The sequence below is a fragment of the Finegoldia magna genome (assembly GCF_018371055.1).
In the GTDB taxonomy this organism is placed as follows: domain Bacteria; phylum Bacillota; class Clostridia; order Tissierellales; family Peptoniphilaceae; genus Finegoldia; species Finegoldia magna_I.
The window spans coordinates 1-3,322 of sequence record NZ_JAGYZD010000189.1 but is presented as its reverse complement, the minus strand read 5'-3'; the positions used below and the strand labels follow the sequence as shown (position 1 = coordinate 3,322).

Below are 3,322 nucleotides of genomic sequence, written 5' to 3'. Positions count from 1 at the left end.
GATAGCTACGACCTCTATCTATACAATTATTATCCCATATGAAAGTGGGATTGAAAATAAAATGTAGTATTTATTACTACAACTATATTATACGAGGAGATAAATATGAATTTTAAAAGTGAAATTTTAATGTCGATGTTATTATCAATTGTAATTTCATTGATATTAGGAAAGTTTATAATCAAGATTTTAAGACAAAAACATATTGGTCAAGAAATCAGAGATGACGGCCCGAAATCACACTATTCGAAAGCTGGAACACCAACTATGGGAGGTATTATATTTATAATATCTACGTTGATTACTGTGATTGTATTTAGATTATTTAATAGTGAAGTTTTGTTGGCAATATATGGAATGCTTGCATTTGGAGCGATAGGTTTTATAGATGATTTCATGAAGTTAGTAATGAAACGTTCATTGGGATTAAACGAAAAACAAAAACTTGTGTTACAACTTTTGTTTTCCATCATAGCTTGTTTTTTGATTAAACAAGTAAATCCAAATTTTACAAAACAAGTTATTCCTTTCTTCCATAAAACAGTAGATTTTGGAATAATAACTTATCCATTCTTGATTTTCGTAATGATGGGAACATCTAATGCTACTAATCTTACTGATGGATTAGACGGACTTGCAACTTCTGTATCAATTCCTGTGTTCATTGCTACAAGTATTATTTTGTATAACTTAAATTCAACAGCTAGTATATTCAGTATTATATTTGCAGGAAGTCTATTTGGATTTTTGGTGTACAATTCAAATCCAGCGAAAGTTTTTATGGGTGATACAGGATCTATGGCTATAGGTGGCGCTTTGGTAATGATTATGGCTATGTACGGCTTAAGTTTGTACTTAATCATTTTAGGATTTGTGTACATGATTGAAGTATTATCCGTAATAATTCAAATGACAAGCTACAAATTGAGAAACAAAAAAAGAGTATTTTTGATGAGCCCTATTCATCATCATTATGAATTAAAAGGATACAAAGAACAAAAAATAGTATCAACTTTTATGGTTGTATCAGTAATTACAAGTTTAATTACTCTAATAGATATATTGTAGGTGAATTATGGAAAAAATATTAGTATTTGGATTAGCTAGAACAGGAATATCAGCTCTAAAAACATTAAAATTAAAAGGATATGATTTGGGGGCTATCGATGATAATATTGACGAGGAAAAATCAAAAATATTAAAGGAATTAGACGTTCAAATAGAATCTATAGATACTATTGATAAGTACGATACTATTTTAAAAAGTCCAGGCATTAGAATGGATAATCCAGTGATATTAAAGGCTAATGAATTAAGTATCGAAGTTGTTAGTGATTTGGAATTGGCACAAAGAATTTTTGATGATATTAAAATTGTAGCAATTACTGGCACGAATGGAAAAACAACTACAACTTCGTTGATGACTAAAATGTTGAATGATTCAGGAAGAAAAGCTATTTCGATAGGAAATATTGGAGTAGGAATGTTGTGGGAAATCTACAACAGCGACAAGGACACATATTTTGTTATTGAATGTTCAAGCTTCCAACTAGAAAGCACGAAAAACTTTAAACCACAATATTCTTGCATAATCAATATAACTCCAGATCATATTGATTGGCACGGAAGTATGCAAAATTATGTAAACGCTAAAAAAAATGTATTAAAAAATCAAGACGATAATTGTTATACTGTACTTAATGTTGATGATGAATACTACGAAGAATGCAAAAAATTTACAAAATCAAACGTATATGATGTATCGACTTCAACTGATGTTAAAAAAGGTTCATTCATAAAAGGCGATTCAATATATTTTTCTGATTCAGATTGTAATAAAATAATTGATTTAAAAGATGTTAAATTAATAGGCTATCATAATTATCAAAATGTTCTATTCTGTGTTACTTTAGCAAAGTTGATAGGTATTAATGATGATAGTATCAGACAAACTTTAATGACTTTTTCTGGTGTAGAACATAGATTAGAATTTGTAAGGGAAATGTCTGGAGTAAAATACTACAACGATTCTAAGGGAACTAATGTAGATGCTAGTGTCAAAGCGATAGAATCTTTTGATAAGAATGTTATTATATTAGCTGGTGGATACGACAAAAAAGTAAGCTTGGATAATTTTTTCATAGCTGGTAAGAACAAATTTAAAGCGTTGGTTTTAATGGGTCAAACTAGAGATTTGTTTGAGAAAAAAGCAAGAGAATATGGATTTGAAAAGATATTTTTGGTAGATGATATGAAACAAGCTGTTACTCAAGCTAATCAAATAGCCGAAAGTGGAGATGTGGTGCTACTTTCTCCTGCTAGTGCAAGTTGGGGAATGTACAATAACTATGAAGAAAGAGGAAACGAATTTAAAGAATTAGTGAAAAATTTGCGAGGATAGAAGCATGAAACTTTCAAAAGATGGGAAAGGTATCTTGTATATTACGATTTTCCTGACAATTTTTGGAATAATTATGGTACTAAGCTCAAGTTGGCCAACCGCAGTTAGTGAGCATAGAGCTTGGTATTATTATGGCCTAAGACAGGGGATTTTTGCCTTGCTTGGTTTTATTTTCATGAAATTTACAAGTGTATTTAATAACGAAAATTACAAAAAAAATGCATTATGGATATATATTTTTGCAATATTATTGTGTATGTTGGTCTTTACACCGTTGGGAAAAGAAATAAATTACGCAAAACGTTGGATCAAGATTAAATCATTTAGTTTTATGCCATCTGACATTCTTAAATTTGCATCGATTAACTTAGCAGCAGCTATTGTATCACAAAACATTAATAAAATAAAAACCTTCAAAGAAGGATTTTTAAGAATGATTATATTAGTTTCGATATCGGGAGGATTTGTTTTTATGCAACCTGATTTATCAACTGCAATAGTAATCATAGGAAGTGTGTTTTGCGTATTCATGGTTAGCGGTTTAAATATTAGATACATTATATCTACTTTTATAACTGCTCTTGTTTTTGGATACGTAGCGATATTTAAAGTAAAAATAGGATACAGTAGAATTGACAGGATTATAGCTTTTATTGATCCGTTGGGAAATTTAGAAGATCAGGGATGGCAATTATCCCAATCGTTAGCTGCTGTATCTAACGGTAGTTTTCTGGGCAGCGGATTGGGCATGAGTAAACAGAAATTTTTGTATTTGTCACAAGCTCACAACGATTTTATCTTTGCGATTATTTGTGAAGAATTTGGATTTTTGGGAGCTTTGATTTTAATTATTGCTTACTTTGCATTCCTAGTTTTTGGAATTAGAATTGCGATGAAAACAAAACAAATTTATTCAAGATT

3 protein-coding genes are annotated in these 3,322 nt (G+C 30.0%); all 3 read left to right on the top strand.

Annotation, left to right across the window (positions count from 1 at the left end; all coding sequences use genetic code 11):
* The first annotated feature begins 105 nt into the window (after positions 1-105).
* A complete protein-coding gene (gene mraY, locus KHW44_RS07685; RefSeq protein ID WP_304067998.1) occupies positions 106-1,068 on the top strand; it encodes a phospho-N-acetylmuramoyl-pentapeptide-transferase in 963 nt (320 codons plus the stop codon).
* A 7-nt stretch (positions 1,069-1,075) separates the two neighbouring features.
* Positions 1,076-2,401 carry a UDP-N-acetylmuramoyl-L-alanine--D-glutamate ligase gene (gene murD, locus KHW44_RS07680; protein WP_304067995.1) on the top strand — a complete coding sequence of 442 codons (1,326 nt, stop codon included), beginning with the start codon at positions 1,076-1,078 and terminating at the stop codon, positions 2,399-2,401.
* 4 nt (positions 2,402-2,405) lie between these two features.
* Positions 2,406-3,322, top strand: a 917-nt coding sequence (locus tag KHW44_RS07675) for an FtsW/RodA/SpoVE family cell cycle protein (RefSeq protein WP_304067992.1), incomplete at its 3' end; no start/stop codon positions are given.